Source organism: Lysobacter sp. F60174L2, from assembly GCF_052547135.1.
The window spans coordinates 1-3828 of sequence record NZ_JBQWRA010000010.1; the positions used below are offsets into that span (position 1 = coordinate 1).

4 protein-coding genes are annotated in these 3828 nt (G+C 56.2%); all 4 read right to left on the bottom strand.

Features of this window, described 5'->3' with window-relative positions:
- Positions 1-1167 precede the first annotated feature (1167 nt).
- The gene (locus ACT9AS_RS14530; RefSeq protein ID WP_445100871.1) at positions 1168-1782 is read right to left on the bottom strand and encodes a hypothetical protein; all 615 of its coding nucleotides are present in this window, start codon (positions 1780-1782) and stop codon (positions 1168-1170) included.
- A gap of 135 nt (positions 1783-1917) precedes the next feature.
- Complete coding sequence (locus ACT9AS_RS14535) at positions 1918-2433, bottom strand: demethoxyubiquinone hydroxylase family protein (protein ID WP_445100872.1); 516 nt, start codon at positions 2431-2433, stop codon at positions 1918-1920.
- 142 nt (positions 2434-2575) lie between these two features.
- Positions 2576-2776, bottom strand: a complete 201-nt coding sequence (locus ACT9AS_RS14540) for a hypothetical protein (protein WP_445100873.1) — start codon at positions 2774-2776, stop codon at positions 2576-2578.
- Positions 2777-3311: 535 nt separating this feature from the next.
- The gene (locus ACT9AS_RS14545; RefSeq protein WP_445100874.1) at positions 3312-3692 is read right to left on the bottom strand and encodes a hypothetical protein; all 381 of its coding nucleotides are present in this window, start codon (positions 3690-3692) and stop codon (positions 3312-3314) included.
- Positions 3693-3828 lie beyond the last annotated feature (136 nt).

Genomic DNA, 3828 nt, shown 5'->3' on the forward strand with positions numbered 1-3828 from the left:
CGTCCGATAATTCTGACAGTAGCCGTGTCCGCCGCGAGAAATTTCGGCGCTGCAGCCTAACGCCTGAGTTAAGCCGACTTGCGTAGCGGAGCCGACAACGTGGCAAGCTTAACCTGCCACATTGTTGGTGGAGCGAAGCAAGTTCGGCTTGAACGAATTGTTAGACCGCACTTGTATGGGACTGCGCTTCATAGCTGTTGTAGCTCCGGCCAGCGCAGCCTCCGGGACAAAAAGATAGCGATGCTGTGCCGGCGCAAGCTGGTCTGTCTTTAGCAAATCTGCTCGGAGGGCCCGCCAGCCATCATCATCTCCGGGAACTTGCACAAGAACCCGAGCCGATACCAACCGCTCTGAACCGAGTTTTGGAGTGCGCAGAATTACAGTTGCGCCTTTGCCGCGACGTACTACGTATGTCGCCATGCCGCGAGAGAGTGACGCCCACTCAGCAGCATGCTGCGTCAGTAAGTATGCAACCACATGCGGCAATAGAGGCTTGAGAGACTGAGTCATTTGGAGTGCGGTCTAACGCTTGAATTAAGCCGACCCGCAACGTGCCAGTCTATGAGTGGATGGAGTTGAACAACAACACATTTCATCGAAGCGACGAAGCGGGTTCGGCTTGAATGAATTGTTAGCTGCGCACGGCCGGAAGCGCTGCCCCAATAAAGCAAGCTGCACCCCAGGCCAAGGGACCAACCGCGTTTTCCGAATACGGCTGGAACGTCAGCTCTTGCAGGCCTATAGCCAGCACGAACGGGACCGACCAAGCTGCGGCCCAAGCGCCTGCGAAAAGTGCCATGCGGAGGTTGGCCGCGGTAAGCGTACGTACTCGGTGCCTTTGCCGGGCCGCCCGGACCACAGCAATGCCCGCAACGCTACCGAGAACCACGGGGAAGACCAAACCAACCCCTAGGGCACGCTGGAGTTCGTGACCCAGTGCCAAGTACAGCCCACCAATGAGGAAGAAGGCTGGAAAACCGACTTTCATGAGTGTCGTAGCCATGTGCCACGCACTACGGTTAAGAGAGCCTATGGTCACGTTGCGATGAATCCCCATGCGAAGCTAACGCCTGAGTTAAGCCGACTTGCGTAGTGGAGCCAAAGCCATGGCAAGCTTTTTCTGCCATGGCATTGGTGTAACGAAGCAAGTTCGGCTTGAACGAATTGTTAGGTCTCACCCCACACCACCGCGAGAAACGGCAGTAGGGCGGGACCGATCTTACACATGGCGAAGATGCCAAGAACGAGCGGTATACCGAGGTCAATGAGTGCTAGGCGCGTCCATTGGAGCGCCGACAGCTTGCGATGACTCCCCTTTGCAGCAGACACAGCAGCGTCAAGCTCTCCAAGGAAAGAATCAGCACTGGCATACATCTTTGCCACCGAAGCTCGCTTTTCTGGCTCTGTGGGTAGCGGCTTGTCCAGCCATTGAGTGACGGCGTTGAGGTGCCCGCGTGTCTTTAGAGTCAAGTCGAAGTAGTTGTGCAGGTACATCATGTCGCCTGCCGTTAACCAGCGGCGCAAATCTGCGAAGGCATGAAGGGCAAAGACAATGAACGTGTAGAGAAGTGAAGCCGACAACGCACCGTGAAGGATGTTGGGCGCACCATCAGGTATCTCAAAGTCTAGCCATGGGGTTTTTGTAACCTTGAGGCCGTAGACGGCCAGCAGAATCGAGAAGCATGAAGCGAACAGCAGATTGCGTCTCTTGGTCTCAGTCTCCGGAGAGAGAGGCTCGGCGAAAGTTATGCCGGAGAGCTTTTGCCGGTCAGGAACTTGCAAGACCATACGAACTCCGTGTGAGACCTAACGCCTGAGTTAAGCCGAACCGCGTAGTGGAGCCAACAACATGGCAAGCTTTACCTGCCATGTTGTTGGTGTAACGAAGCGGTTTCGGCTTGAACGAATTGTTAGGCCTCACAGCCGCATGCCCAGCCATATGACTGCCTCCGTAGAGCCGGACACTATGGGCGTGAGAACCTTTGACCAGAATGTACCAGTCTGGACATGGTTAACGGAATGGTCGTGGTGCTGCCGCTCCTCCGCGACTATGGCCGAGATGGCGGCAACGGCTGCCGGGTCGCTGCTGCGCAAGTTGACGAGCTGTTGCTCCAGATGCCGAAGCACTACGCTCTCAACGGCTACTGTTGTGGCTGCAATGGCGGTCGCCCCGAGCAAACCGGAAATGGCTCCAAGTACGAACCCGCCAATGCCACAGAACCAGTAGCTGGGACATCGGCGTTGCCCGCGACGCTGCAGCTCAGCAGCAAATATTGCTCGGTGCCGTTGCTCATGTGTGCGGAACTCGGCGAGCTCTTGGGTCATTTGCCGCGCAGTGAGCCGGGCCATGATGATCTGGCCCGTGTAGATGCAGATTGCGCCATGCTCGCCAGCATGATTGACCTTAATGATGCGGTCACCGAGATCTGTCATGTGAGGCCTAACGCCTGAATTAAGCCGACTTGCGTAGCGGAGGCAACAACATGGCAAGCTTTATCTGCCATGTTGTTGATGTAGCGAAGCAAGTTCGGCTTGAATGAATTGTTAGGCCGCAAAGCCACCGTGCCGTGCATGCCTATTCTTGCTCAAGCCAATGAGGATCAGCTTGATAGAAAGCATCGCCGATATCTGTTTGGTGGCAGCCGAGAGCTAGCAACTTTTTGATAAGTGCATCAATAGCCAGTGGCTCAGTTGCTTCCCAAGCTGAGTCACCCCCATGCGGAGGCGTCACTTGAGCCAGATATCCGTCAGCAACTTTTTGGATGTTGATGCTCATTGATCTATCCGTGCGGCCTAACGCCTGAGTTAAGCCGACTTGCGTAGCGGAGCCGACAACGTGGCAAGCTTAACCTGCCACATTGTTGGTGGAGCGAAGCAAGTTCGGCTTGAACGAATTGTTAGACCGCACTTGTATGGGACTGCGCTTCATAGCTGTTGTAGCTCCGGCCAGCGCAGCCTCCGGGACAAAAAGATAGCGATGCTGTGCCGGCGCAAGCTGGTCTGTCTTTAGCAAATCTGCTCGGAGGGCCCGCCAGCCATCATCATCTCCGGGAACTTGCACAAGAACCCGAGCCGATACCAACCGCTCTGAACCGAGTTTTGGAGTGCGCAGAATTACAGTTGCGCCTTTGCCGCGACGTACTACGTATGTCGCCATGCCGCGAGAGAGTGACGCCCACTCAGCAGCATGCTGCGTCAGTAAGTATGCAACCACATGCGGCAATAGAGGCTTGAGAGACTGAGTCATTTGGAGTGCGGTCTAACGCCTGAATTAAGCCGAGCCGCGAAGCGGCTTCGGCTTGAATGAATTGTTAGGCGGCGGCCAACAATGGCTCAGCCGCTTTCACAGTTGCGAAGTGCTGCACGAAGGCCACGCAGTTCTGCCGGTCGCGCCGAGCGATCCGAAGTCGGCAGCGCCCACCGCGCGCCCTTGGAAAGCCAGAGAACACATCCATGCGAGTGCCCTGCACCGAGAGCACGTTGTACAGCCCGTGCAAGTAAGACCGCATGGATATGGACGCGACGTCTGACAGCGGCGCCTCATGGACCAAGTGCTTGATCTTGACCAGTCCGGTAAGTGAGTCGACGACCTGAATCTCCAGCCGAAGTCGGTCGCCTTGCAGATTGACCAAGCCGTGACCCTTGAGCAGGCCTTGCCAAATATCCGCGATGAAGAAAGGAATGGTGTTCAACGGTTCCCCCGGCCAATCGATGGAGGGAGTGTCTCAGCGGCTGAAGACTTCCTCAAGCCGCCTAACGCCTGAGTTAAGCCGACCCGCGCTGGGTGGCTTCCGAAATCGAGGATAGCGTAGATGCCCCCGAAGTCGT

Bases quoted from the DNA above. Each gene is read 5' to 3' on its own strand.
- ACT9AS_RS14535 (WP_445100872.1), bottom strand. From the start codon at position 2,433: ATGACAGATCTCGGTGACCGCATCATTAAGGTCAATCATGCTGGCGAG.
- ACT9AS_RS14540 (WP_445100873.1), bottom strand. From the start codon at position 2,776: ATGAGCATCAACATCCAAAAAGTTGCTGACGGATATCTGGCTCAAGTG.